This is a genomic window from Rhodophyticola sp. SM2404 (assembly GCF_053570515.1).
Genome location: NZ_JBSEDL010000001.1, coordinates 147316 through 172496 on the forward strand (window position 1 = coordinate 147316; position 25181 = coordinate 172496).

Here is a 25181-nt window from a genome sequence, read left to right on the forward strand (position 1 = left end):
GGGAAGGCGGAATAACTTGCGAGATGGGCTCAGCGTCCGAAACGGGTGTAGAGCTCCTCAAGCGTATAGTTTTTGGCGACAGGCGCGTTGCCGTCCAAACCGATATTGGGATCCACGGGAAGGCAGCCTTCCTCACAGACCTGATGCATATCGCCAGTTTGCCCATTGATGAACCATAGCCGCCCACCCGGGGTGCCGACCCAACCATTGATGCCCCGCGATAAATCGCCTTCGACATCCACGGTCGAGGGCACTTCATTATCATAGCTGGGGGCCCAAGCGGCATGGGTATGCCATGAGGATAAAACCTCAACCCCAGGGGCAATGGGCAGGGACGCGCAGGAGGCAGGTCCGCCCCAAGATATCTTGGAGCTGGTCATACGGCCATTCGGCCCCCGCAGGACATGGCCACAAATCTCGCGGTTATTCTGAATGGATGCGGGGTTCATCGAATGCATCAAGGCAATCATGAACTCGGTTTCTTCGGCGCTTTGCGCGTTTGCGGTGTTGGAAAATACCAACAGTGCCAGTGCTGCGATCAATCTGCGCATGGGGCGGGCCTCCCTGAATTGCTTTGGTGCAAGGATAGATGAAATGGCCAAGGACGCCAGACCTTGCTTTTCGACTTTCGAACTCTACCGTTAAAGGCAGGCCTTAAACGGGGAAATTATTGGGAGAAAGAGCATGTCACTGATCGAACTCATCAAATCACGCGAGACCGATGATGAATGGGAAATGAAGATGTGGAACCATGCAGGGCGTGCTGCGATGTTCTTCTGCCTTTGGGCGGCTTTCATCATTCCAATTCTGCTAGTCATCCAGTTCCGCTTCGGCTGAGGGCAATGACCTCTGCCCGATGTGAAGGTCGGTCCGATGGGGGCGGCCTTTTTGCTACTGATAAATGAGTGGCGGAGTGAAGTTGCCTGAGGAAAGAGGCGGGCCGTTCGCTGTGGTCACCGCCGAGGTCTGCTATGCGGACATAGTACCATTTCGCTGCGGCTGCACCAATGGCCGCTTTGACGGTGCAGGCTAAACACCCCAAGCAACCGGCGTGCTGGTGGGACCACGGAATGCCCATCCGCCGATCTGTGTCGGGCCATCCAGACGAATGGTTGGCAATTCAGCAAACAGGCGAGGCAGGACAACTTCGGCGATGGTACTGTCAGAGCAAATTAACTTGAGGCGGGCAGGGCGGTTGCGTAGCTTCGCTGGATGACAAAACCCAATCCATTTAGGTACTTCAAAACGAGCCCTGAGATCATCCGCCTGGCGGTCATGATGTACGTTCGGTTTCCGCTCTCGCTCCGCAACGTCGAAGATCTTCTGCACGAATGTGGCATCGACGTAAGCCATGAAACAGTTCGGTTCTGGTGGAACAGATTTGGCCCAATGTTCGCGGCTGAGATCCGAAGAAACCGAGTTAGTCGGATGCGATCTTATTCGAACTGGCAGTGGCATTTGGACGAGGTGTTTGTGAAGATCAATGGTGAGACGCACTACCTCTGGCGGGCAGTTGACCATGAGGGAGAAGTCCTGGAAAGCTATGTGACAAAGCGCCGTGACCGCGAGGCAGCTTTGAAATTCCTAAGGAAATCAATGAAGCGTTGCGGCAAACCTGAAATTATCGTGACTGACAAACTGCGGTCTTATTGCGCCGCAATGCGAGTTATAGGAAACGACAACCGGCAAGAAACTGGCCGCTGGTTGAATAATCGGGCTGAGAATTCCCACCTCCCGTTTAGACGACGAGAACGGGCGATGCTGCGCTTCAGGCAAATGCGGTCCCTGCAGAAATTTGCCTCAGTTCATTCATCAGTCCACAACCATTTCAACCAGGAGCGCCACTTCTACTCACGAGACACTTTCAAACTCATTCGCACCGCGGCTCTTACTTAGTGGCGCCAGCTTTGTTCAGCATAGGTTCCTGCATTCCGCAGCAATCTGAGGCCAGTTCGAATTAGTCTGACAGCACCTTAGACAGTTTGTCTCAAAGTTTGGGCGAGTTGGAGTGTTTATGTGTCACTTAGGTATTGGTGTCGAACCTGTCTCGGTTCTCCAGATAAGCCCATCTTTCTTCAAATGCACTATCATAACTGCATCTGTGGTACCATTTGGAAAATCGGTTATGTTGTGAGCGACCATAATATCATTGTTTTCATAAATGCATCGATGATTGTGTTGTTTGACTGCTTTCATGAACGCAATACGAGTATCAAGATTGATATCAGATTTCCTCATAACATCGCCGGTTGAGTGAAACTTAAATTCATAGTCGCTGTGATAAAGGGCCATTTCTGACTCAACATCACAATTTTCCCATGCAGTCCTTAGTTTATCGTAGAGCATTTTAAATCCACTTTTTTTTAATTACAGGGATAAAGATGCCATTCTGCTTTACCATCTGGATCAGACTCGTAAGTAAACATGTAATATTTACCATTTAGTTCAGATAACGCTTCTGACGTCGTTTCAAAGATGGCACCGCCTCTAAAGGAAACGCCACCGGCTTCAGTCATATTTCCAACACCATCACATTTGTATGTGGCGACACCTTCTGCACAAAATATAACCCCTGCATGAGCATGGCCTAGCCAAGAACCATCAGGCTTCATATGAGCCGTAAATGTTGCTTGCGTCTGAACATCATGGCCCAGCAATTTACCGCCACCAACAGTGCTTGTCTCCATGGCAGGTAATCCATATCGCCCAGATTCTATTGGCTTACTGCTCTCCTGAAGAGTCATTGATCCGGCCTTATCACCAAGCATTTTTCGTCTCCATTTCAGTGATTCTATCGAATTTATAGTAAGCCTACTATTCAATTTTTTAAAATCTACTCTCTTTATTGAAGTAGTTACTACAAGGATCATTTTACTGTTTATTTTGCGTGGGAGAACTAAGCTATAGCTGAGTTAACCCATAGCAAAATCAGAGTTCCCCGTGTAAATGGTTTGATACGAGTTGTTACGCTCCACGCCAAACTTATGTCACGCGCGCGGGCGCCTCCGCGGCTATGTGCCCGTGTGCTGACACGGCAATTGTCTGGCCACTTCTACTCACTAGACGCTTCCAAGCTAAATCGAAGAGCCGCATTCTCAGAGTGGCGCCAGCTGTGTTCCGGATAAGTTCACGCGTCCCGCGGTAATCTGAGACTGGATCGAATTGGTCTGACAGCACCGCCACGTATTCTGCATAAGTAACTGTAACCATTTCCAGAATAATTGATCTGCCTTACGCTACCCTAATCTCTACCCACAACAAAGGGTATGGTGGCATCGTCAGCCGAAATTAATTGCGTATTATTAAGAATTTTCTAAGAGTGTGCGGACTAGCACCGTCAGACAAGACGAGCTTGAGGCGGGCAGAGCGACTTCGGTATTCACCATCTTTTCCGTGACAATTAAATGGTAGCGCAGTTTTAAACGACTAAGACAAGGGTATTGACCAATGGCAGTTATCACTGATCGGATCCGCAACAGTTTTGACAAGCAGACACTTATGAAGACCTTCGAAGCCTCGATTGAAGCTGTTGAAGAAGGATTTGTTGTCATTCGTGCGCCGATACTTACTGTCGCGCGCCAACAACATGGGGCAGGTCACGCGGCGCTTGCTTTTGGCTTAGGCGACTCGGCAGCAGGATATGCGGCTCTTTCAGTTATGCCGGAAGATGCCGAAGTCATGACTGTAGAAATGAAGATCAACCTTCTGTCGCCCATCTTGGGGGATTGGCTGTTTGCCGAAGGCCGGGTTGTTCGGGCAGGACGTCGACTGGTCGTCACAACGGCGGAAGTTTTCTCTGAAACTAAAGGAGTGCGAAAGCAGGTCGCAATCATGCAGGGGACAATGATCCCGGCCTGATGCAACAGAGCTTTCCACATTCATACGAAACGCTGCCAGAGCCATAACTGTGGCGTAGGCACTGTAAGACAAAACGAGCTTTAGGCGGGCAGGTTGGTCACATAGCGTTGCTGTATGACAACATGCTCCCCGTTCCGCTCTTTCAAAACGAGCCCGGAGATTATCAATCAAGCCATTTGCACGTACGAGGCACATTCAAGTATTATCGACTCGCTGCTCTTACTGAGTGGCGCCAGCTGTGTTCCGGATAAGTTCACGCGTTCTGAGGTAAACTGAGACTGGTTCGAATTGGTTTGACAGCACCTTACTGCCCCCTATCGATGTTTGAAACGTTGCCCGATACACTGTCGCTCAAGACCGGATCACTCCCCCTCGAACCGGGGCGTCTCCTTGGCCAGGAAAGCCGCGATCCCGGCAGGACCATCCGTTGTGCGCATCATGTCGGCGATAGAGCGCGTCTCGCGATCCAGCTGGGTTTCCAACTATATGAAAATGCCGTGTCCAGAAGTCTTTTTAAACCGTCAAAAGCCGTGGTCGGCCCGGTGCCGATGCATTGCGCCATTGCTCGAGCTCCGTCTATCACGGTCTCTGTCGGGACCACCTTGTTGACCAGGCCCCAGGCCTGAGCCTCGTCAGCTGTCAGGACGCGATTTGTCAGCATCAGCTCTTTTGCTCGCAGCAACCCGACCTGTTTCGCAAGGTAGTAGGTCGACGATCCGTCCCGTGTCAGACCCGAGGACGTATAGGCGGCGACAAACTTAGCCTTGTCCGACGCGATGACAAAATCGCCAGATAGGACGACAGAGAATCCACCACCGCCCGCGGTGCCGTTCACCGCCATGATGACCGTCGCATCGATCCGGGTAAGCCGGATCAGACCTGCATGCAGCATCGTTGCCATTCGGGTCAGATGCGCGTGTTTGTCGGCTGCGGCATCCATTTCAGCTAGATCACCGCCGCCGCAGAACATCTTGCCCGTGGCGGTAACGATCACGGCGCGCACGTCGGGCGCACCGCAACGTAAACCGACATCAAACAGCTCTTCGGCCATCCGCGCGTTCAGTGCGTTGGCCGCGTTGTCCTTACGGTCCAAAGTGATTGTCGCAATGCCGTCGGCAATCTCGAAGCGAAGTGTTTCATAATCCATATGTTTGACCTTTGGCAGATTTTACTGCGCACGCCTTGCGGCCTGTCGTTCCAATTCAAAACTGTGCGAAAGCTGGGCTTCGGCGTCGTGGGCCTCTATGCGCTCGCTGCAATCCGGGCAGGTCATATGGGGCCTGACAACCTTGCCGCAGGCGATGTGCGTGATATGCACAGGGGTGTCATCCGTGCCCAACCAGCGATCGCCCCATTGCTTTAACGCGATGATCACCGCCCACAGGTCGAGCCCTTTTTCGGTCAGGTGGTATTCATAACGTGGCGGGCGTTCTGAATATGGCGCGCGGCGGATCACCCCTTCTGCTTCCAGCTTCTTTAGACGTCGCGTCAAAAGGTGAGATGACATGCCCATAAGGCGTAAGAAATCGTCAAAGCGTCGAGTCCCAAGGAACATTTCCCGCACAATCAGAAGCGTCCATTCATCGCCGACTTGCGCAACGGCGCGCGCGATGGTGCAGGTGTGCGACGGAAGGTTAGAGCGGCTCATCAATAGTCACTTCTTTTTCAAATTGACTAACTGTTAAAGTTGAAGTCTCCTGGTTGTCAACAAATCCCGTCGCATATTCGAGAGGCCTTAAATGAAAGTCTATTTTGCCCCACAGTCACGCGCCGTGCGGACGGTTTGGCTGCTTGAAGAAATGGGTCAGCCTTATGCGCTAGTGAAATTCACATTGGGCCAGAAAAAAATGCGCGGTCCGGACTACACGGCGATCAACCCTAATGGCAGGGTGCCCACACTGGTTGATGGCGATATTACGATCAGCGAAAGCACCGCTATTGCACAGTATCTGGCGGCCAAATATGCACCCAACTTGGCTGCTGCACCTGACGCCAAGAACTTTGCCGAATACCTGCAATGGCTGCACTATGCCGAGGGCATGATAATGCCACCGATCAACAACTATGTGGTCGAAACCATCCTTCTCCCCCCTGAACGGCGCAACGATGAGATCGCGATGCGCGCGCTCAAGCTTTTGAACCGCACGCTCGCGGCGGTCGAGCATCATATGGAAGGGCGTGACTTTCTCGCCGGGGATTTCACGGTTGCGGATACTATCACCGGACACGCCGTCGTCATGTCGCGCCGCCTTGGTGCGGCGTTCGAAAGCCTGCCGAACCTCTCAGCATACGCGGATCGACTAGAGGCCCGGCCCGCCTTTCAGACGGCAGAAGCGGAATAGAGTTACTATATGAACGCAAAGCCCATCTGTCTGATCATCGGTGCCGGAGACTACATCGGTGCTGCCATCGCTAGGCGTTTTGCCAAAGGTGGGTTTCATGTCGTGATGGGCCGCCGCCGAGGGGAATTGTTTGCCCCACTGATCGCCGATATCGAAGCAGAAGGCGGCAGCGCCCAGGGGTTCACTTGGGATGCCCGCAAGGAAGAGACCGCGACCGAGATGTTCGCAATGGTCGAGGCCGAGATCGGACCGATAGAGATCTGCATCTTCAATGTCGGCGGCAATGTGCGGTTCCCCATTCTGGACACAACCGAGCGCGTCTTTCGCAAGGTGTGGGAAATGTGCGCCTATGCTGCGTTTCTTTCGGGGCGTGAAGCGGCGAAATATATGGTGGAGCGACAGAAAGGCTCGATCTTTTTCACCGGGGCAACGGCCTCAGTCCGTGGCAGTGCGGGATATGCTGCCTTTGCTTCTGGCAAATTTGCGCTGCGCGGGCTGGCGCAGTCCATGGCGCGCGAGTTGGGCCCCGAAAACATCCATGTCGCGCACTTGGTCATTGATGCAGGCGTCGACACCGCCTTTGTCCGCGACCGGGTCCGACAAGCGGGCAATGATCCCGATACCCTGCCCCCGGATACGCTGATGAACCCAGACAGCATTGCCGAAGCCTATTGGACCCTGCACCACCAGACGCGCGACGGCTGGACCCACGAACTGGATATCCGCCCCTTCGCCGAAACATGGTGACAGCTGACAGCCTGTGCGGTTCCAGACAGGCCGGTCTTCCACCAGACAAGCAGAAAGAGACGCCATGCTCGACCAATTGCTGAACGGAGTGCTGCCGGTGTTTGGGATTGGCGCGCTTGGCTACGTGTTTGGCCTGCGCGGCACTTTCGATTTCAACATGGCCATGGCCCTGAACAAATTTGTGATGTTTGTCGCCATGCCCGCACTGGGGTTTCAATTGCTGGCCAATGCCCCGCTGGCAGAGTTCAACTTTGCCATGCTGGGTGGGTATTTCGTCACCGAAGTGGTGACGTATGCGGTCGGATTTCTGATCGCGCGGCGGGTCTTCAAAACCGATGTTATGGAGGCCGCCCTTCTGGGCCTGGCCATCGCCCTGAGCAACCATATCCTCTTCGTTCTGCCGATTGCGGTCACCCTGTTCGGAGAGACCGCCGCGATGCCGATTGTCGCGATCATTTCCATGGACGGAATCCTGATTTTCAGCGGTTCTTTGATCCTGATGGACGTCCTGTCCACCAAAGGTGCCTCTCTTGGGCACACGCTGGGAAAGATCACGCGAAATCCGCCGCTGGTTGCCATGGTGCTTGGCTTGGTGATCGGACTGTTGGGCGTCTCGGTACCCACAGGCTTTGATGTCTTCGCGGACTTCTTGGGCGCGACAGCCTCGCCTGTGCTGTTGTTCGCGCTTGGCGTTATTCTGAGCCAGAAGGCTAGCGGCGCCCGCCCCATGTTGCCGGTGGCCATAACCGGTGTGAAGCTGGTCGTTCACCCATTGCTGGCCTGGGCCATCTTTGCCGGGGTGCTGCAACTGACGCCCGAGGTGCGCAACCCTGCCATGATGGTCGCAGCCGCGCCCTGCGGGGTCATGGCCTTCATGCTGGCGCTGAACTATGGCGTGCTGGTTGACGCCATCGCCCGGGCCATTCTCTATTCTTCGATAGGGTCGCTGGTGACAGTCACACTGGCGGCCGCGCTGTAATGCGGCAGACAAATGAAAATTGTAGCAAGGAGAAAATATGACAGATAGTTTTTCAGGAGGCTGTGCCTGCGGTGCGATCCGCTACACATCTTCAGGTCCTGCACGCTACATGGGCAACTGTCATTGCCGCCATTGTCAGCAGGCCACCGGAGGTGCCTATTTCCCCGCGGTTCTGGTTAAGCAATCCGACTTCAAAATCGAGAAGGGTGAGCCAAGCTGGTTTGAACGCCCCGCCGATCGTGGACATGCCATGCGCCGAGGCTTCTGTGCGACATGCGGGTCGCCATTGTTCCTGATCAACGGCGCTGGCGAGGGTGCGATTGTGGTCTATGCAGGAAGTCTGGACGATCCGAGTTGGTATACCCCCAGCCGTGACATCTTTGTTAAAAGCGCACAGCCTTGGGATGTCATGGATCCGATCCTTCCCAAATCCGATACGACGCCCTGACAGGAACCTATGCCGCGAAGGCTTTCTGAAGCAGATAACTCCGAACACGCCCCGCGAGTATTCGGTTTTCCTTGTTGCGGACCCGCGCCATTTGCGAATTGCGCATTTGATGTCATTGATATTGGGTCGCAGGTGGAGCGTAGAAAACCGTTTCAGAGTCCCGAAGTTGGACTGAGCCGAGACATAAAGGCTGGACATGTCCGGAAAGGGCTCAAACCAGCCATTTGCGGCGTGGTGCGTATCACCTACACAAAAAGGCCGCCCCATTCAGAGCGGCCCTTTCTATCAGCTTCGCTGAGCCAGCCTAGCGCACGAATTTTTTGTATTTGACCCGCTTTGGTTCCAGCGCATCTGCGCCAAGGCGGCGCTTTTTGTCTTCTTCGTAATCGGTGAAGCCACCTTCAAACCATTCCACATGCGCCTCGCCCTCGAAGGCAAGGATATGGGTGCAGATACGGTCAAGGAAGAAACGGTCGTGGCTGATCACCACGGCGCAGCCTGCAAAATCGGTCAAAGCATCTTCCAGCGCACGCAGGGTTTCGACGTCGAGATCGTTGGTCGGTTCGTCGAGCAGCAACACATTGCCGCCGGATTTCAGCAGTTTGGCCATATGCACGCGGTTGCGTTCACCGCCTGACAAAAGCCCCACCTTCTTTTGCTGATCGCCGCCTTTGAAGTTGAAAGCCGAGCAATAGGCGCGGCTGTTCATCGAGGCATCGCCCAGTTCGATCACTTCCGCGCCGCCCGAGATTTCCTCCCAAACGGTGGTGTTCGGGTCGAGTGCGTCGCGGGATTGGTCGACATAGGCGAGTTTCACCGTATCACCATATTCCAACGTGCCGCCATCAGGCGTCTCGTTCTCGGTGAGCATGCGGAACAGCGTGGATTTACCCGCGCCGTTCGGACCGATCACACCAACAATACCACCCGGAGGCAGCGCAAAGCTGAGGTCTTCGATCAGCAATTTGTCGTCATAGCCCTTTTTGAGGTTTTCAACCTCGATCACCTTCTGGCCCAAGCGCGGACCATTGGGGATGACGATCTGCGCGCGGGTGATCTTGTCGCGCTCGGATTGCGAGGCCAGATCCTCATAGGCGTTGATACGCGCCTTCTGCTTCGCCTGACGGGCCTTGGCACCTTGCCTGATCCATTCAAGTTCGCGCTCAAGCGTCTTCTGGCGCGAGCTGTCCTCACGGGCTTCCTGCTCAAGGCGTTTGGCTTTTTGTTCCAGCCAAGCGGAGTAATTCCCCTCATAGGGAATACCGCGCCCGCGATCGAGTTCCAGAATCCAGCCAGTGATATCGTCAAGGAAATAACGGTCATGCGTGACGCAAAGGATGGTGCCCTTATAGTCGATCAAATGTTGCTGAAGCCACGCGATGGTTTCCGCATCAAGGTGGTTGGTCGGTTCGTCGAGCAGCAGCATGTCAGGCGCTTCGAGCAGCAATTTACACAGCGCAACACGGCGCGCTTCACCACCCGAAAGATTGGCGGGCATCGCCTCATCTGGGGGGCAGCGCAGGGCCTCCATCGCGACATCAACCTGACTGTCGAGATCCCACAGGTTGTTGCTGTCGATCTCGTCCTGAAGGGCTGCCATCTCATCGGCGGTCTCGTCGGAATAGTTCATGGCCAATTCGTTGAAACGATCAAGCTTGGCTTTCTTCTCGGCCACACCGAGCATGACATTGTCCCGCACGCACAGCGTTTCATCGAGCTGCGGCTCCTGCGGGAGGTAACCGACTTTGGCATCTTTTGCTGCCCAAGCTTCGCCGCTGAAATCCTTGTCCCAGCCTGCTATGATCCGCAGCAGCGTGGATTTACCCGCACCGTTGACGCCAACGACACCGATTTTCACACCTGGCAAAAAGCTCAGGCGGATATTTTCAAAGCATTTCTTGCCGCCGGGATAGGTCTTGGAGACACCATCCATGTGATAGACATACTGATACGAGGCCATGTGATCTTGCTCCGTCGGGTAAATTCAATTTCTCGATATGTATGCGTCTGCGGGCTTGGGGGCAATCGGGCGCGGTGGTGTTTTTCCACTCCCCGCTTTGCGAGAGTTTATCCGCATGTTAGAGCCGCGTGATGAAAGTTGGAGGGCCGTTTTGCGCCACGGATTGCCATATGCCCGCCACGGGATGAGCGTGGGCCTGTTTGGAGGGTCTTTTGATCCGCCGCATGCGGGCCACGTGCATGTTAGTCGTGAAGCGCTCAAACGCTTCGGGCTTGATCGTGTCTGGTGGCTTGTGAGTCCTGGAAACCCGCTCAAATCCGAAGGGCCCGCCCCGTTGGACCGCCGCATGCAGGCCGCGCGCGATTTGGTAAAGCACCCCCGCATTGAGGTTACCGATCTGGAGGCCCGCCTGCAGACCCGTTTTACGGCTGAAACCCTGCGCCGCCTGATTGCGCTTTATCCAGGTGTGCGGTTTGTCTGGTTGATGGGGGCCGATAATCTGGCGCAATTCCATCTCTGGCAGGATTGGGACTGGATCATGGAAACCGTGCCGGTCGGTGTTTTGGCCCGCCCCGGTCAGCGAATTTCGGCGCGGATGGGCAAGGCCGCGCAGGTCTACCGCGAATACAAACTGCCCGCTTTGGCGGCTGATCGGCTGGCCTTCTCGGATACGCCCGCTTGGTGTTTTCTGAATATGCCGATGGTTAATATGTCCTCCACTCGTATTCGGGCGCAGGGGGATTGGGTGCGCTAGTCCATTACTCTATGAGAAGGGCTTGAGCCATTTTCCCAGCTGCGCTTTAGTTGCACCTGTTGGGGAAAGGTCGAAAACGAATGGTTTCAAGGCGTGAGTTCTTGGCGGGCGCAGCCGCTGTGACGGCGGGGCAGGCTTGGGCCGCGCCGCCCGAGATATCGCCAAGGCCATTCCTGCGACCTGACGCAATCGGCTTGCGCCGCTTTCCTTCCGTCGAGGGATTGGTTGCCGAAGCCGCTTTGGGCGGGCGTGTCTCGGCCTTGGCGGCAGATGCGCGCACGGGCGAGGTCTTGGAGGTATATAACCCCGTCTTGCCAATGCCGCCTGCGAGCACTGCCAAGGCGATGACTGCGCTCTATGCGCTGGACAAGCTCGGGGCGGGGCATCGGTTCAGATCGCAGATTCAGGCCGATGGCGTGATCGAGAACGGGCGGCTGCGCGGTGATCTCTATCTGATCGGCAGTGGCGACCCTGTTCTTGATACCGACAAGATCAATGACATGGCCCGCGCGCTCAGGGCGACTGGTTTGCGCGAAGTAACGGGGCGGTTGAAAGTGGTCTCCACCGCCTTGCCCTATATCTATGAGATCGACTCCTCCCAGCCTGATCATGTCGGCTATAACCCCGCGATTTCGGGGCTGAACCTAAATTTCAATCGCGTGCATTTCGAATGGCTGCGTGAGGCAGGGGATTATACCGTCAGGATGGATGCGCGCTCGGAACGGATCAGGCCCGGTGTGACGCGGCAAAGGATGCGCGTGGCTGATCGGGACGCGCCCGTCTATACCTATGACGCGGCTGAGGGGCGTGAGAATTGGACGGTCGCCCGCGCGGCTTTGGGAAATGGCGGGTCGCGCTGGCTGCCTGTTCGTGACCCTGCGCTCTATGCCGCCGAGGTATTCCAAATTCTGGCGCGCTCGCATGGGATTGTTCTGGACGGGCCTGATATTGCCGCGATCGCCCCGCCGGATGGCTTGGTGATGGTAGATCAGACAAGCCCGCCCTTGGATGAGATCACGCGCGATATGTTGAGATGGTCGACCAATCTTACCGCCGAAACATTGGGCTTGTCGGCCAGTATTGCCGGCGGGGCACAGCCTGAAACCCTGACACAATCGGCAGGCATGATGTCGGATTGGATGGCGCAGCGCCTGGGTGCGCGGCGGCCTGCTTTTGTTGATCATTCGGGGCTTGGGCCTGACAGCCGAATAACGGCCGCCGATATGGTGCGATGCCTGATTGCGGCAGGGCCCGAGGGGGCGTTGCGGGGTTTGATGCGCAATCATGTCATGCGGGATGCCGATGGAGCTGCGGTTTCCGATCACCCCGTTCAGGTCTCGGCCAAAACGGGCACATTGAACTTCGTCTCGGCACTGGCAGGCTATGCGCAGGCCCCGACTGGTCGTGTGATCGCTTTTGCGGTGTTCTGCGCCGATCTTCCAAGGCGCGAGGCGCTGAACCCCGACGAGGTAGAGCGCCCCCCAGGAGGCCGCAGTTATAGCCGCCGCGCAAGGCGGCTTCAGCAAAGCTTGATTGAGCGATGGGCTGGAGTTTACGGCTAGCCGATCAGAGCGTCATGTGACGCGCCCGCGCGCCACGTTCAATCGCTGCGGCGGCAAGGCGGTCAATATCGAGCTGATAGCGGATTTCCATCAGCATTTGCAGCTCGGACTGGCCGAGAAGGCCATCAGCGGCGGCAACATCACAGGCCAATGCATATGCCGTTTCGTTCAGGCGTTCGGGCAGGGCTGTTTTGATCAGGCCAAAAAAGGCATCCAACCCGTCTTCATCCTCGAACAGCTCGAACACCATGGCCGATGCACGGCGCATGCGGTCGGCATCATAATCCGCGAAAATGGGCATATGATTGACGATCTGTTCAATCGCGACCAGTTCGGCCGTGCCGATCCGTTCATCCGAGGCAGAGACCGCCACCATGAGGGCAACAAGGGCATCTTGGGATGAAAGGCTTGTTGTCGAACTCATAATCTCTCTCCTTGGAGGGCTAACTGAATGCTTAGAGAATATTGACCCCGAGGCCTAGCCGCAATAGGTGCACAGCCCATGCGGCAAGGTGCTGCTGAAAAAGAATGGATGAGGAAAATGTCGGATTTGCGTGACGTTGCGATGAACTCCAAAGCTTGGCCCTTTGAAGAGGCGCGTGCTGTTCTCAAACGTTACGAGAAAGCCCCGCCCGAAAAGGGTTATGTGCTGTTCGAGACGGGCTATGGCCCCTCGGGCCTGCCGCATATTGGCACTTTTGGAGAGGTTTTGCGCACCACCATGATCCGCAACGCATTCGAGCTTATCTCGGATATTCCAACGCGCCTGATCTGTTTCTCAGATGATCTGGACGGCATGCGCAAGGTTCCAGGCAATGTGCCGGACCAAGAGATGTTGCAGGAGCATTTGCAAAAACCGCTGACCAGCGTGCCTGATCCTTTCGGGACCCATGACAGTTTTGGCGATCACAATAACGCGATGCTGCGGCGGTTCCTTGATACTTTTGGCTTTGACTATGAATTCTATTCCGCGACCGAATTCTACAAATCGGGCCAGTTCGACGAGGTTCTGAAACGCGCCGTTGAGCAATATGACGCGATCATGAAGGTCATGTTGAAATCCCTTCGGGAGGAGCGCCGCCAGACCTATTCGATCTTCCTGCCGATCCATCCCGAAACGGGGCGTGTGCTTTACGTGCCGATGAAGGAGGTGAATGCAACAGATTATACGATCACCTTCGATGATGAAGACGGGCGCGAATGGACGCTCCCTGTGACGGGCGGAAACGTAAAGCTGCAATGGAAGCCTGATTTCGGCGCGCGTTGGGCCGCTTTGGGTGTCGATTTTGAGATGTATGGCAAGGACCATTCGACCAATACGCCGATCTATGATGCGATCTGCCGTATTTTGGGTGCGCCTGCGCCTGCGCATTTCACCTATGAATTGTTCCTTGATGATCAGGGGCAGAAAATCTCCAAATCGTCGGGCAATGGTATCTCGATTGATGAATGGCTGAGCTATGCCTCTACTGAAAGCTTGAGCTATTTCATGTATCTCAAGCCCAAGACCGCCAAGCGGATGTATTTTGATGTCATCCCGAAGGCCGTTGATGAATATCACCAGCAATTGCGGGCCTATCACACGCAAGACGCCACGCAGCAATTGGCCAACCCTGTCCATCATATCCATAATGGTGAGGTGCCTGTCTCGACGATGGTTGTGTCCTTTGCGATGCTGCTCAACCTTGCCAGCGTCTCAGGTGCCGAGGATAAGGAGACCCTTTGGGGCTTCATCCGCCGCTACGCGCCCGAGGCGTCAGCCGAGACGAACCCTGATCTGGATCAGGCGGCGGGTTTTGCTGTACGCTATTACAATGACTTCGTGAAACCGAACAAAACCTTCCGCCCCGCCGATGAAAAAGAGCGTGCAGCGATGCAGGATTTGGTCGAGCGGCTGAAAGCCTATGATGGTGGGCTGGAGGATGAAGCCCTTCAGACCATCGTTTTCGCTGTTGGCAAGGACCACGGGTTCGACCCTCTGCGTGATTGGTTCAAGGCGCTTTACGAAGTGCTGATGGGAGCAAGCCAAGGCCCACGTTTCGGCGGTTTCATCGCGCTTTACGGCGTCCCAGAGACCATAGCTTTGATCGAGGATGGCCTTGCAGGCAAGCTTGTGAAGGCCTGATTTGACATGGCTGTGAATTGACCGCCAGCTTTGGGCTTCTACGTTTCACTTTGTAACAGTGACGCGTGGAGGTTCAGATGCGGCGGTTTTTTCTTGTAGTGATATGCAGCTTGGCAGCTGGCTTGGCGCATGCCCAAGAGAGGCTCGCCCCGAACGCGGATATCGAGAGCACGATCCAGAACCAGCTTGAGGCCTTCTTGCTGGATGATGTCGAAGCGGCTTGGCAATTCGCCAGCCCCAATATCCAGCGCCTGTTCAGAACGCCCGAGAATTTCGGCAGAATGGTCGAGGGGGGCTACCCCATGGTGTGGCGGCCTGCCGATGTCGAGTTTGTTGATCTTCAAACCCTTGGCGGCGTGACCGTGCAGCGGGTGCAGGTCATCGATAGGGCAGGGCGGGCCCATATTCTCGCCTATCAGATGATTGAAACCGAAGCGGGTTGGCTCGTCAATGGTGTGCAATTGCTGCGCGCACCCGGCATTGGTGTTTAACGCCATCTTAACCAGTTTGGTCTAACGCCTTTCGCCAAGCGACCCTTTGGCAATGCTGCTTGGTCACTTTTCGAAAACTGCAACAAATGAGGATGCCTTGCTGGCCCTCACACTTTTCGTTGCGGGCCCTAGCGGGGCCTGACGCGCGCGGAGCAGCGCGCGGGAAAGGGTTTCAATATGAACCAAGTAATCACGGATGGGCTGACCCTTATGCCGCCATCTTTCGGCGACGGGCTTGGCGTGTGGTCACGGCAAGATGGTGTGCCGGGCTCTGATACCTATTCCACCGCACCAAATGCAGCGCTGGTTGCGGCAGATCAGGATTTCGGCACTTGTCTTGAGCTGATCAAGATCGAGACAACCACGAAATTGCGCTATATGGGCAGCACCCCGATCCGTGCGGGGATGTATCTTCGGGTCTCGGCGCGCGTCAAAGGTTTGGCGGGGTTGTTGCCCTCGGTTCGCATCGCGGGATGGGCGGGCAATTCCAGCAGTGCAAATGTCTCGGGCGTGCCGCAAACAGGCCCCACAACCACATTGACCGACTATGGCGAGGTGGTCACCGTTTCTGCCATTGTCGGAACGGGTGAGCGTATCGGCGTCGATATGCCTTGGGGCGAGACGGCGACCTATGGGCATTTCGGCCTCGATCTGACGGGTGGCAATGGCGGAATCATCCGCATCGAAAGCATCGAAATCGAAGATGTCACCTCGATCTTTCATCGCAAGATCATGGATTGGGTCGATGTCACCGATTATGGCGCTATCGGCGATGGTGTCACGGATTGCCGCGCCGCTTTTGCTGCTGATGCGGCTGCTGCAGGGCGGGAGGTGCTTGTGCCTGCGGGTGTGTTCCATATTGCCTCGAACCTGACGATGAACAATCGCATGCGCTTTGAAGGGCGGATCGAGACGCCCGACGCCGTGCGCGTTGCCTTGAACCAGAATTTTGACCTTGCTGGCTATGCCGATGCTTTCGGGGATGAAGTGACGGGTCTGAAAAAAGGGCTTCAGACATTGTTCAATCAATCCGATCATGAGGCTTTTGATCTGAGCGGCAGACGGGTCTTGCTGAGCGAGCCTGTGGATGTGCAGGCGGTGGTTGATAACCGCACCTCCTACGCCAATCGCCGCGTGATCCGGAATGGGCAACTCGCGGCTGATAATAGCGCAGGTTGGGAGGATGAAGTGCATAGCTCGACTGCGACTTGGTCGGCCTCCTCTCCGTTTTTGCTGAGCAATGTCAGCAATGTGGGCAATATCGCAATCGGGTCGCTCGTGACTGCAGCGCAGGGCGTGGGCCGTGAGGTCTATGTGAAAGCAACCAACGTGACGGCTGGAACGGTCACGCTGTCGCAATCGCTTGGGGTGCCGCCGACATCGCAAAGCTATGAGTTCCGTCGCTTTAAATACCTTTTGGATTTCAAGGGCTTCCAGAACCTGCAGCGCTTTGTGATTTCGGATATCGAGTTTCTCTGTGCGGGGTGGTGCAGTGGGCTTTTGCTGCCAATGGACGGGCTTGTCTTTCAGGTGCAGGATTGTTTCTTCACGGGGCCGAAAGATCGCGGGATCACATCGGCGGGGGATGGCTGTCAGGGCATGCAGGTGGATCGTTGCCAATTCCTGTCCAACGAGCAAGTCCTGAATGTGCGCGACAGGGTCTCGATCGCGATCAATGTTAATAATAACGACGCCAAAATCCGCGATAATCGGGCCGTGAAATTCAAACATTTTCTGGTCACGGCAGGCACGGGATACCTGATTTCGGGCAATCATTTCTTTCAGGGCGATAATGAAACCAATGGCACCCGAACGGCAGGTATCGTGATCACCAAGACCAATTGCAAAACCACGATCAATGGCAATTACATCGACAATTGTGCGATCGAATGGGTGAATGAGCATGACCCCGAGCCTGAGATGCAGAATGAATTGTCCTTTGGCGGTCTGACCATCACGGGTAATATTTTCATGTCGATCCGCTCGGCGCCGTGGTTCAAGTTTATCATGATCAAACCGATGGGGCCGAACCATTATCTGAATGCGGTGTCGATCACGGATAATGCCTTTAAGCAGACCAATGGTTCTGCTCTTGATGCGGTTGATGGCGTGGATGAGAGTGTGGCTGTTCTTGATACCAGCCGCACCAAGAACCTGACCATGACGGGCAATATGTATCACGGCATCGTCAAGGATTCGCAGAACCCAATTACTTTGGCCGTGACTGAGAATACCGCGCTAAGCACATGGGAAGTCGACCTGCGCGACTACCTCCCCTTCACCACGCAGGCGCGTGTCGCGGTTTCGGTTCTGCCCGAAGGGGCTATACGAAATGCATCCAATGTGGCGGTCTATACGATGCCTTTTGCAACGGTGCGGCATGGTGTGGGGCGTGGCTCCATCCGTATCAATTGGTCGCAAGCCGTGAAGGGTAAAGTGCAGCTAACGGCACGCTGCGACACACCATAGGTTCGTTCTGATCCTAGCAATTGGCCTCGGCTCCGTTATCGCGGTGTCGGGGCTTTTTGATGGTGTGGGCCTTACCCGAGCAGATCGGCGGGGCTCAGCTGATAGGCCTTTCCAAAGCCGCCATTGAGGAAGGCATGGCTGACCTCAAAACGGATCAAACGGAAATCTCCGAAATCATAATAGAGCTTCGCCTTGGGATAGGCCGCGAGGTAATGCGCTTTGAGTGCTGCCTTATCGGCTTGGGTCGCGCGGGCTTGCAGGGTGAGGCGTGGGTGGGTCAGCGGATCGCCTTTAGCCTCGGGCTCGCCCACCAGCAAAGAGCAGGCGGGATTGGCGGCAAGGCAGGCAGAATGCAGGGACAGGTCCGAGATCAAGCTCAACGGTGCAGCATCAGGTGCTGCGACCAGCGCGATGCGCGACACCATAGGGGTCGCTGTCTCGGGCTCGATCACTCCAAGGGCTGCGAAAGAGGCGTCCGCTAGAAGGCGTCGGGCAAGGGCGCGGGCCTCATCATCGGTTTCCCTGATCGAATTGATTTTATCGGCCATATCGCGCCCGCCCCGAAATACTGCTTACGCGCGTGGTCTTGCATGTCCGGTGCGCCCGCGCCACGGTTGCCATGCAGCTTTGACGGAGGAGAGAGACATGGCATTGGTGCGACCGCTGGAAGAAGACGAGATGGACCCCGCTCTGGCCGAGCATGTGCAGTTTTTCAAAGGGCCGCTTGGCGTGATCCCCAATAGCGTCCGCACCATGGCACATCGCAGTCCGATTGCGCGCGCCTTTACCGATTTGAACGTGGCCGTGATGACCGATTACGGCAGCGTCACACCCGAGTTTAAACGGCTGATAGGCTATGTCAGCAGCTATGCTTCGGGGTGCATGTATTGTCAGGCGCATATGATCCTTGCCTCCGAGCGTTTCGGGGCCTCAGAGGAGCGGCTGGGTGATGTGTTTGATTTCGAAGGCAGCCCGCATTTCACCGAGGCTGAAAAGTCAGCACTTGCTTTTGCCCATGCCGCCACGCAAGTGCCCAATGCAGTCACCCCCGAGATCGGCGCGCGGCTCAATGCGAACTGGTCTGAGGATGCCGTGGTCGAGATCATGGGCGTTGTCGCCCTTTTCGGGTATCTCAACCGCTGGAACGACTCGATGGGGTCGGCGCTTGAGGATTTGCCAATTTCTAAAGGTAAGGCGCGTTTGGCCGATACGACGGGATGGACAGTGGGCAAGCATGTCTGAACAAAGGCCAATTGCGCCGCATAATATGAAAATCGTTCTGGTTACCCCCGAGATACCCGGAAATACTGGTTCGGTCGGGCGGACCTGTGTCGCGCTGGATATGGAGCTTATTCTGATCCGTCCCTATGGCTTCGACATCACCGAGAAATCGGTGCGACGGGCGGGGTTGGATTATTGGCAGCATGTCCATTTAAGCGAATATGACAGTTGGGCCAGCTTCATTGCCGAGCGCCAGCCGCAAAAAGAGCAGATGTTCTTCTATGAAAATGACAGCGCGGGTTCGGCCTATGAGGTGGCGTATCCGCGTGACGCTTATTTGATTTTCGGGCGCGAGACCAAGGGTATCCAGCCCGAGATTTTGGAGGACTACCCAGACAGGATTTTCGGCCTGCCGATGTTCAGTGAACATATCCGCTCGCTCAACTTGGCAAATGCTGCAACGGCTGCAGCCTATCTGGCGATGCGGGGCCATGTTCTGGGATAGGTGCGAAACACCCTAGCGCAAGCGCTGCAGCAAATCCTGTGACGGGGTGCCAGTGACAGGCAGGCCGTTTCTTTGCTGATAGGCCATGATCGCGGCTTCGGTCCTGCGGCCCAGAACGCCATCGGGGGTGCCTGCATCAAAGCCCGCTGCATTGAGGCGGGATTGCAATTCCAGACGCTCCTCCATGACAAGCCCGTATCGGTCAGGCGGGAAACGCCCCGCGATCGGTGGACCACCTGCAATGCGGCCCGACAGATAGCCAACGCCAAGTCCGTAATTTTCGGAATTATTATAGCGCAGGATTACATTGAAATTGCGGAACACAAGGAAAGCGGGGCCAGCGGCCCCTTGTGGCAGCAAAAGCGCGGCCTCGCCTGCATCGGGTATGCCGCCGCCTCGGACAGGTTGCACACCAGCCGCGCGCCATGCTGAGACGCTTCTGCGGGTGCTGCGGCCAGATGGGCCAGCATAGCCAGCGGGAATGCGCACCTCCAGCCCCCAAGGCTGGCCGCTCTGCCACCCTGAACGGGAGAGATACGCCGCAGCCGAGGCCAATGCATCTATCGGGTTTTCCGACCAGATATCGCGCCGTCCATCGCCCATGAAATCCACGGCATAGGCCTCGAACGTGGTGGGGATGAATTGGGTATGCCCCATCGCGCCTGCCCAAGACCCGACAAGACGATCAGGCGTTGTATCGCCATTTTCGAGAATACGAAGGGCCGCGATCAGTTGGGCCTCAAAGAACTCGCCGCGCCGCCCGTCAAAGGCCAGCGTTGAGGTTGCCGAGATCACAGGAATATCACCGCGTCTTGTGCCAAAATTGCTCTCCACACCCCAGATGGCGCAGACCAGTTCGGCGGGCACGCCATAGCGCCCCTCGATCTGGCGCAGGACAGCGCCTTGCCGAGCAAAAGCTGCGCGGCCTGCGGTCACCTTTGGTTCGCTGGCAACAAGTGCCAGATAGTCTTCCAATGTGCGGGTGAATTCGGCCTGATTGCGATCGCGTTCCACCACACCTGGTAGAAAGCCCGTTCCTCGAAAGGCGCGGCTCAGGGTTGCCGCGCTAATGCCCCGCGCTTGCGCCCGAGTGCGAAAGGCCGCAACCCATGCATCATAGCTTGCATTCGGTGTTGGCAGCAGGTCGGGATCAAGTGGCGAGGACGCGGCTTGTGATGTGACCAAAGGGCTTGCGGGGATACAGCCCGACAGACCCAAAGCAGTTGCGCCGATTAACAGGCTTCTACGCGAGGTTTTCATTGGAACGCTCTTTTTCTGCTCGTGTTTTTCCCTGAGTCTCTACGGAACAGGGTTTTTGCACAAGACCCTGCGCGGATTTATGCCAAAGGTCTGGTGGCGCAGGCTTCAAAGGCGGCAACGGCGGGGGCGGCACCCTCAAGATCGAAGGCGATGCTGGCATTTGGCGTGAAGGCCAATGCAATGTCGTTGTCAGACAGGCCGTTCAAAACATTTCCAAAGCCACGATCGCTGACGCTCAAGGCATCGCGGCTCTCCGAGAGGGAATGACGATCCGTGGTGATGATATTGGGCGAGGGGCCTTGGAACTGGATGCCGAAATAGGGGCTGTCCGACCATGCCTGAGGGCTGGTGACCGTGATGGTGTAAAGCGGACCTGCGGGGTTATAGGTCAGCCGCATTTGCGCGCCGTCTTGATCATGTTCAAGCGTGCATAAAGGCCCGTCAAAGCCTGCCTCCCAAGCAAGCGCAGGGGTGGAGAGCATCAATAAAAACAAGCTTACACATAATTTCATACCGCAAAATTAGCGTGAAACCTGCCTGCGTCAAAACAGACATTTCGCGACCAAGGCTTGACCCGATACGCAGATGGCCCGACCTTGGCACCAAGATGTTCAGGGAGGACCAATCATGCGTAGCCTAATCGCCTTAGCCCTAATGACAGGGGCTGCCTTTGCCGAGCCTGTCGGGATCACACCCGATATCATGTCCGTCACCGTCGAGACGCCGCAAGGCGAGGTTGAGATTTCGCGTATTCAGGACAATGCCAACCGGCTTGAGGGCGACTGGACTCTCACCTCGCGCTCTTGCCCGAATTTCTGCATCCAGCCGATGACCCCCGCACCCGGTGTGACAACCATCGGCGAATTGGAGGTGCTGGAGATGCTGCAAGCCGAGGATGCCGTGCTGATTGACGGCCGCATCCGCCCGAATTTTGAATCGGGCACCATCCCCGGTGCGATCTCGGTGCCTTATACCGAAGCCGCGGATCGTTTGGGGGAATTGGGCTGTGAAGTCGATTTCGACGGCTGGATTTGCGAAGAGGTGCCGCGCGTTGTGCTGTTTTGCAATGGCCCTTGGTGCGGCCAATCCCCCACCGCCGCGCGCCGTATGATTGAGGCGGGCTATCCCGCCGAGCAAATCTATTACTATCGCGGCGGAATGCAGAACTGGAACATGCTCGGGCTGACCGTGGTTCCGGGTATGTGAGGCTGCAAGGGGGAGGCTGTCTTATCCAACGTTATCCCTTCGTTAACGCTTGTTTGCCATGCTGTCGTGCATGTCGAACTATCGCCGTTTGCGCATTTCTGGTGGGACGTTTTTCTTCACGGTCGTCACGGCGGCGCGGAGTAGATCTGTCCTGACCGATCATGCCGATCTCTTGCGGCAGGCCTATCGCGCTACGGCGTCAGAATTGCCTTTTGTGACAGATGCCATCGTGATCCTGCCCGATCACATGCATGCCGTCTGGACGCTACCGCAAGGCGACAGCGATTTTCCTGAACGATGGCGCAGGATCAAGGCGCGGTTCAGTCATGCTTTGGGCAAGCGCTATCCGCGTTCTGCCTCCAAACACGCAAAGCGGGAGGTCGGGCTTTGGCAGCGCCGCTATTGGGAACACGCTATCCGAGATGATCGCGATTACCGGATGCATGTCGAGTATTGTTGGGCAAACCCCGTTCGCCACGGTCTGGTCGCGGCCGCGATGGATTGGGAACTATCCTCGATCCACCGCGACCATCGCGCAGGCCGTGTGCCAAACGGCTGGTCTTCGCCCAAATTCGATGGCGCATTCGGTGAGTAGGGTGGGCGATACCGCCCACCATTTGATCATGCGATGGAGGGTGGTCTTGCAGCCCGCGCTGGTGGGCAGGATTGCCCACCCTACCCAGCTCGGAGGAGGGGCCGTTCGGGCGTCAGGATGCACGAGATGTATATGCGATGGCTATTCTCTGATGGTCGAACAGCTACGACAATTGGAAAGCCAAAATAGGCCATAATCACCGCCCCCGCCGCTTCACGCCGCCCCGTTGACCCGGTCTGCCCGCTGTTGAACGGCCACTGGCTTTCACCGCATCTTCTGCCGCTTGTTCCACGGCGGATTGGCGGGCCAGCGGGTCATCGGCCACGGCAAGCTCGACCGCTTCCAGACGTTTCACCTCATCGCGCAACCTTGCGGCTTCCTCAAACTCGAGGTTCTCGGCTGCCTTGCGCATTTGCGTGCGTAACCCGTCCAGATGCGCCATCAGGTTCGCGCCCACCATAGGCGCATCCACCTTGGCGGTGACGCGGTTCATATCGACATCGCCTTTATAGAGACCCGCCAGAATATCCTCGACATTCTTCTTTACGGTTGCGGGCGTGATGCCATGTTCTTCGTTATAGGCGGCCTGTTTGGCGCGGCGACGCTCGGTCTCGGCCATGGCGCGTTCCATGGAGCCAGTGATCTTGTCGGCATACATGATCACGCGGCCTTTATCATTGCGCGCGGCGCGCCCGATGGTCTGGATCAGCGAGGTTTCGGAGCGCAGGAAGCCTTCTTTATCGGCATCCAGAATGGCCACCAGACCACATTCGGGAATATCGAGACCCTCGCGCAACAGGTTGATCCCGATCAGCACGTCAAAGGCGCCAAGGCGCAGGTCGCGCAAAATCTCGATCCGTTCGATCGTGTCGATATCGGAATGCATATAGCGCACGCGGATGCCCTGCTCATGCAGGTATTCCGTCAAATCCTCGGCCATGCGTTTGGTCAGCGTGGTCACAAGCGTGCGCATCCCGTCAGCGGCGACACGGCGGATTTCATCTAGAAGATCATCGACCTGCATTTGCACAGGGCGGATTTCGATCATTGGGTCCAACAGCCCTGTCGGGCGAATGATCTGCTCGGTGAAGACGCCACCCGCCTGATCGATCTCCCATGCCGAAGGGGTGGCCGAGACATAGACCGATTGCGGGCGCATGGCGTCCCATTCCTCGAATTTAAGAGGGCGGTTATCCATGCAGGAGGGCAGGCGGAACCCGTGTTCGGCCAGTGTGAATTTACGCCTGTAGTCGCCCCGATACATGCCGCCGATTTGCGGCACAGAGACATGGCTTTCATCGGCGAAGACGATGGCGTTATCGGGGATGTATTCGAACAAAGTGGGCGGCGGCTCACCCGGTGCGCGGCCTGTCAGATAGCGCGAGTAATTCTCGATGCCATTGCACACGCCCGTGGCCTCCAGCATCTCGAGGTCGAAATTGGTGCGTTGCTCAAGGCGCTGTGCCTCAAGCAATTTACCCTCACCCACCATCTGGTCGAGGCGCATCTGCAATTCGGCTTTGATGCCCTTGACCGCTTGGTTCATCGTTGGGCGCGGCGTTACATAATGCGAATTCGCATAGACGCGGATTTTCTCGAAGCTGTCGGTTTTCTCGCCCGTGAGAGGATCAAACTCGGTGATGCTCTCCAGCTCCTCGCCGAAGAAGGACAGTTTCCAAGCGCGGTCATCAAGGTGGGCGGGCCAAACCTCGAGGCTGTCGCCCCGCACGCGGAAACTGCCACGTTGAAACCCTTGGTCATTGCGCTTGTATTGCTGCGCCACCAGATCGGCCATGACTTGGCGTTGATTGTATTCCTGACCCACATGCAGATCGACGGTCATGGCAGTGTAGGTCTCGACCGAGCCGATGCCGTAGATGCAGGAAACCGAGGCGACAATGATCACATCATCGCGTTCGAGCAGCGCGCGGGTGGCCGAGTGGCGCATCCTGTCGATCTGCTCGTTAATCTGGGATTCTTTCTCGATATAGGTGTCCGAGCGCGCGACATAGGCTTCGGGCTGGTAGTAGTCATAATAGCTGACGAAATATTCCACCGCGTTTTCAGGGAAGAAGCCTTTGAATTCCCCGTAAAGCTGCGCGGCCAATGTTTTGTTCGGCGCAAGAATAATCGCGGGGCGCTGCGTTTCTTCGATTACCTTCGCCATGGTGAAGGTTTTGCCCGTGCCTGTTGCCCCAAGCAAAACCTGATTATGCTCTCCCTCATTGAGGCCTTGGCTCAATTCCTTGATCGCGGTCGGCTGGTCGCCTGCGGGCTCGAACTCCGTGTGCAACACGAAACGCCTGCCCCCTTCGAGTTTTTCGCGCGCGGGGGAGATCACGTTTGGCAGCTCGGGCATTTGCTCGGGCGAGTTGTTATGCATGACCGAATCCTTGCATCGGGGGAGACCTCTAGAATGGTCTTATTTTGTTCTTCTTCAAGGGCGGTCCTGCATGCCGCGGCGCGATTGACCAGAATTCGCTAAAATTCTGCATAAGTTTTATGCCGATGAACGGGATCGCATTAACCAATTTCTCATGGATGGGGCGATAGTCTGGCCTTGCAAGCAGCACGACCGGTTGTCCCTCGCGGTTGGTTCACCCACCCACCCCTCGCTCCCACCTCCGTGGGGGGCAACCACATTTGCGCACCGGCCCCT

28 protein-coding genes are annotated in these 25181 nt (G+C 56.2%); 16 read left to right on the forward strand and 12 right to left on the reverse strand.

Going from position 1 to position 25181, the window contains the following annotated elements; genetic code table 11:
• Nucleotides 1–29: 29 nt before the first annotated feature.
• Nucleotides 30–551 (reverse strand): DUF4329 domain-containing protein, encoded by a 522-nt coding sequence (locus ACTYEO_RS00710; protein ID WP_449321794.1) that lies wholly within the window; start codon nucleotides 549–551, stop codon nucleotides 30–32.
• A gap of 133 nt (nucleotides 552–684) precedes the next feature.
• Between ACTYEO_RS00710 and ACTYEO_RS00715 the strand changes: the two genes are divergently transcribed.
• A complete protein-coding gene (locus ACTYEO_RS00715; protein ID WP_449321795.1) occupies nucleotides 685–837 on the forward strand; it encodes a hypothetical protein in 153 nt (50 codons plus the stop codon).
• A 192-nt stretch (nucleotides 838–1029) separates the two neighbouring features.
• On the opposite strand, the gene ACTYEO_RS00720 is transcribed toward ACTYEO_RS00715, so the two are convergent.
• Nucleotides 1030–1353 (reverse strand): hypothetical protein, encoded by a 324-nt coding sequence (locus ACTYEO_RS00720; protein WP_449322229.1) that lies wholly within the window; start codon nucleotides 1351–1353, stop codon nucleotides 1030–1032.
• Between ACTYEO_RS00720 and ACTYEO_RS00725 the strand changes: the two genes are divergently transcribed.
• Nucleotides 1276–1896, forward strand: coding sequence for an IS6 family transposase (locus ACTYEO_RS00725; RefSeq protein WP_449322206.1), 621 nt, complete (start codon nucleotides 1276–1278; stop codon nucleotides 1894–1896). The genes ACTYEO_RS00720 and ACTYEO_RS00725 overlap by 78 nt on opposite strands.
• Nucleotides 1897–2019: 123 nt before the next feature.
• Here the strand turns inward: ACTYEO_RS00725 and ACTYEO_RS00730 are convergent, their stop codons facing one another.
• Both ACTYEO_RS00730 and ACTYEO_RS00735 read right to left on the reverse strand, forming a co-directional pair.
• Nucleotides 2020–2346 carry a nuclear transport factor 2 family protein gene (locus ACTYEO_RS00730; protein ID WP_449321796.1) on the reverse strand — a complete coding sequence of 109 codons (327 nt, stop codon included), beginning with the start codon at nucleotides 2344–2346 and terminating at the stop codon, nucleotides 2020–2022.
• A 17-nt stretch (nucleotides 2347–2363) separates the two neighbouring features.
• A complete protein-coding gene (locus ACTYEO_RS00735) occupies nucleotides 2364–2870 on the reverse strand; it encodes a hypothetical protein (protein WP_449321797.1) in 507 nt (168 codons plus the stop codon).
• Between the two features lie 577 nt (nucleotides 2871–3447).
• On the opposite strand from ACTYEO_RS00735, the gene ACTYEO_RS00740 reads away from it, so the two are divergent.
• Nucleotides 3448–3858: a PaaI family thioesterase gene (locus ACTYEO_RS00740; protein ID WP_449321798.1), complete on the forward strand. Its 411-nt coding sequence runs from the start codon at nucleotides 3448–3450 to the stop codon at nucleotides 3856–3858.
• 436 nt (nucleotides 3859–4294) lie between these two features.
• On the opposite strand, the gene ACTYEO_RS00745 is transcribed toward ACTYEO_RS00740, so the two are convergent.
• Complete coding sequence (locus ACTYEO_RS00745; RefSeq protein ID WP_449321799.1) at nucleotides 4295–5005, reverse strand: enoyl-CoA hydratase/isomerase family protein; 711 nt, start codon at nucleotides 5003–5005, stop codon at nucleotides 4295–4297.
• Between the two features lie 21 nt (nucleotides 5006–5026).
• Nucleotides 5027–5506, reverse strand: a complete 480-nt coding sequence (locus ACTYEO_RS00750) for a winged helix-turn-helix transcriptional regulator (protein ID WP_449321800.1) — start codon at nucleotides 5504–5506, stop codon at nucleotides 5027–5029.
• Nucleotides 5507–5597: 91 nt separating this feature from the next.
• Here ACTYEO_RS00750 and ACTYEO_RS00755 point away from each other — a divergent pair, with 91 nt between their 5' ends.
• The 4 genes from ACTYEO_RS00755 (at nucleotide 5598) to ACTYEO_RS00770 (ending at nucleotide 8374) form a co-directional block, all read left to right on the forward strand.
• Nucleotides 5598–6200 (forward strand): glutathione S-transferase family protein, encoded by a 603-nt coding sequence (locus tag ACTYEO_RS00755; protein WP_449321801.1) that lies wholly within the window; start codon nucleotides 5598–5600, stop codon nucleotides 6198–6200.
• Between the two features lie 9 nt (nucleotides 6201–6209).
• The gene (locus tag ACTYEO_RS00760; RefSeq protein WP_449321802.1) at nucleotides 6210–6947 is read left to right on the forward strand and encodes an SDR family NAD(P)-dependent oxidoreductase; all 738 of its coding nucleotides are present in this window, start codon (nucleotides 6210–6212) and stop codon (nucleotides 6945–6947) included.
• A gap of 64 nt (nucleotides 6948–7011) precedes the next feature.
• Nucleotides 7012–7926: an AEC family transporter gene (locus ACTYEO_RS00765; protein WP_449321803.1), complete on the forward strand. Its 915-nt coding sequence runs from the start codon at nucleotides 7012–7014 to the stop codon at nucleotides 7924–7926.
• 37 nt (nucleotides 7927–7963) lie between these two features.
• Nucleotides 7964–8374 carry a GFA family protein gene (locus tag ACTYEO_RS00770; RefSeq protein WP_449321804.1) on the forward strand — a complete coding sequence of 137 codons (411 nt, stop codon included), beginning with the start codon at nucleotides 7964–7966 and terminating at the stop codon, nucleotides 8372–8374.
• Nucleotides 8375–8678: 304 nt separating this feature from the next.
• On the opposite strand, the gene ettA is transcribed toward ACTYEO_RS00770, so the two are convergent.
• On the reverse strand, nucleotides 8679–10334 hold the full coding sequence (ettA, locus tag ACTYEO_RS00775; protein WP_449321805.1) for an energy-dependent translational throttle protein EttA: 1656 nt from the start codon (nucleotides 10332–10334) through the stop codon (nucleotides 8679–8681).
• A gap of 115 nt (nucleotides 10335–10449) precedes the next feature.
• Here ettA and ACTYEO_RS00780 point away from each other — a divergent pair, with 115 nt between their 5' ends.
• Together ACTYEO_RS00780 and dacB are read left to right on the forward strand one after the other, a co-directional pair.
• A complete protein-coding gene (locus tag ACTYEO_RS00780) occupies nucleotides 10450–11088 on the forward strand; it encodes a nicotinate-nucleotide adenylyltransferase (RefSeq protein WP_449322207.1) in 639 nt (212 codons plus the stop codon).
• An 80-nt stretch (nucleotides 11089–11168) separates the two neighbouring features.
• Nucleotides 11169–12650, forward strand: a complete 1482-nt coding sequence (gene dacB / locus ACTYEO_RS00785) for a D-alanyl-D-alanine carboxypeptidase/D-alanyl-D-alanine endopeptidase (protein ID WP_449321806.1) — start codon at nucleotides 11169–11171, stop codon at nucleotides 12648–12650.
• A 4-nt stretch (nucleotides 12651–12654) separates the two neighbouring features.
• Here the strand turns inward: dacB and ACTYEO_RS00790 are convergent, their stop codons facing one another.
• Nucleotides 12655–13074, reverse strand: coding sequence for a tellurite resistance TerB family protein (locus ACTYEO_RS00790; protein ID WP_449321807.1), 420 nt, complete (start codon nucleotides 13072–13074; stop codon nucleotides 12655–12657).
• 117 nt (nucleotides 13075–13191) lie between these two features.
• On the opposite strand from ACTYEO_RS00790, the gene ACTYEO_RS00795 reads away from it, so the two are divergent.
• From ACTYEO_RS00795 to ACTYEO_RS00805, 3 genes are all read left to right on the forward strand, one after another.
• Nucleotides 13192–14775: a lysine--tRNA ligase gene (locus ACTYEO_RS00795; protein WP_449321808.1), complete on the forward strand. Its 1584-nt coding sequence runs from the start codon at nucleotides 13192–13194 to the stop codon at nucleotides 14773–14775.
• A 77-nt stretch (nucleotides 14776–14852) separates the two neighbouring features.
• Nucleotides 14853–15266 carry a DUF4864 domain-containing protein gene (locus tag ACTYEO_RS00800; protein WP_449321809.1) on the forward strand — a complete coding sequence of 138 codons (414 nt, stop codon included), beginning with the start codon at nucleotides 14853–14855 and terminating at the stop codon, nucleotides 15264–15266.
• A 177-nt stretch (nucleotides 15267–15443) separates the two neighbouring features.
• Complete coding sequence (locus ACTYEO_RS00805) at nucleotides 15444–17735, forward strand: right-handed parallel beta-helix repeat-containing protein (protein ID WP_449321810.1); 2292 nt, start codon at nucleotides 15444–15446, stop codon at nucleotides 17733–17735.
• A gap of 71 nt (nucleotides 17736–17806) precedes the next feature.
• Here the strand turns inward: ACTYEO_RS00805 and ACTYEO_RS00810 are convergent, their stop codons facing one another.
• On the reverse strand, nucleotides 17807–18283 hold the full coding sequence (locus ACTYEO_RS00810) for a HugZ family pyridoxamine 5'-phosphate oxidase (RefSeq protein WP_449321811.1): 477 nt from the start codon (nucleotides 18281–18283) through the stop codon (nucleotides 17807–17809).
• A 97-nt stretch (nucleotides 18284–18380) separates the two neighbouring features.
• Here ACTYEO_RS00810 and ACTYEO_RS00815 point away from each other — a divergent pair, with 97 nt between their 5' ends.
• Both ACTYEO_RS00815 and ACTYEO_RS00820 read left to right on the forward strand, forming a co-directional pair.
• Complete coding sequence (locus ACTYEO_RS00815) at nucleotides 18381–18977, forward strand: carboxymuconolactone decarboxylase family protein (RefSeq protein ID WP_449321812.1); 597 nt, start codon at nucleotides 18381–18383, stop codon at nucleotides 18975–18977.
• Complete coding sequence (locus ACTYEO_RS00820; RefSeq protein ID WP_449321813.1) at nucleotides 18970–19461, forward strand: tRNA (cytidine(34)-2'-O)-methyltransferase; 492 nt, start codon at nucleotides 18970–18972, stop codon at nucleotides 19459–19461. Before ACTYEO_RS00815 ends, ACTYEO_RS00820 begins: the two co-directional genes overlap by 8 nt.
• A 12-nt stretch (nucleotides 19462–19473) precedes the next feature.
• On the opposite strand, the gene ACTYEO_RS00825 is transcribed toward ACTYEO_RS00820, so the two are convergent.
• Nucleotides 19474–20721: a lytic murein transglycosylase gene (locus ACTYEO_RS00825; RefSeq protein WP_449321814.1), complete on the reverse strand. Its 1248-nt coding sequence runs from the start codon at nucleotides 20719–20721 to the stop codon at nucleotides 19474–19476.
• Between the two features lie 77 nt (nucleotides 20722–20798).
• On the reverse strand, nucleotides 20799–21233 hold the full coding sequence (locus ACTYEO_RS00830; protein ID WP_449321815.1) for a hypothetical protein: 435 nt from the start codon (nucleotides 21231–21233) through the stop codon (nucleotides 20799–20801).
• A 115-nt stretch (nucleotides 21234–21348) separates the two neighbouring features.
• On the opposite strand from ACTYEO_RS00830, the gene ACTYEO_RS00835 reads away from it, so the two are divergent.
• Nucleotides 21349–21927: a rhodanese-like domain-containing protein gene (locus tag ACTYEO_RS00835; protein ID WP_449321816.1), complete on the forward strand. Its 579-nt coding sequence runs from the start codon at nucleotides 21349–21351 to the stop codon at nucleotides 21925–21927.
• Between the two features lie 70 nt (nucleotides 21928–21997).
• Nucleotides 21998–22522 (forward strand): REP-associated tyrosine transposase, encoded by a 525-nt coding sequence (locus ACTYEO_RS00840; protein ID WP_449321817.1) that lies wholly within the window; start codon nucleotides 21998–22000, stop codon nucleotides 22520–22522.
• 196 nt (nucleotides 22523–22718) lie between these two features.
• Here the strand turns inward: ACTYEO_RS00840 and uvrB are convergent, their stop codons facing one another.
• Nucleotides 22719–24905 carry an excinuclease ABC subunit UvrB gene (uvrB, locus tag ACTYEO_RS00845; protein ID WP_449321818.1) on the reverse strand — a complete coding sequence of 729 codons (2187 nt, stop codon included), beginning with the start codon at nucleotides 24903–24905 and terminating at the stop codon, nucleotides 22719–22721.
• Nucleotides 24906–25181: the final 276 nt, after the last annotated feature.